Origin of the sequence: Profundibacterium mesophilum KAUST100406-0324, from assembly GCF_009835145.1 — a bacterium.
GTDB classification, from domain to species: Bacteria; Pseudomonadota; Alphaproteobacteria; order Rhodobacterales; family Rhodobacteraceae; genus Profundibacterium; species Profundibacterium mesophilum.
In genome coordinates, this window is sequence record NZ_APKE01000110.1 from 1 (window position 1) to 250 (window position 250).

The following is a 250-nucleotide window of genomic DNA, read 5'->3' on the forward strand; positions in this document are numbered from 1 at the left end:
GAAGCGGACCAGCGGATCATCGACCTCCGCCGGCGTGCTTTCGTCTTGCGCAGAGGCGCGGAAGTCCCGGTAAAACACCTCATGCGCGGCCTCCTGCTCCGGTGTGCTGGTCGGCCGCGGCGTGGCCGGCACGCGCCTGGCGGACGCGGCCCGGCCCGTCTCGAGTGCGATGACCCGTGCCTCGGGCTTCTCGGGCTCCGGCGCCGATGTTTCCTCGAGACCGCGTGCGATATCTTTCGCCGACAGGGGC

General features: G+C 70.8%; 1 pseudogene. It reads right to left on the bottom strand.

Annotated features, from left to right (window positions below):
• A pseudogene (locus tag PMES_RS16470) lies at positions 1-250 on the bottom strand (hypothetical protein); the annotation flags it as partial.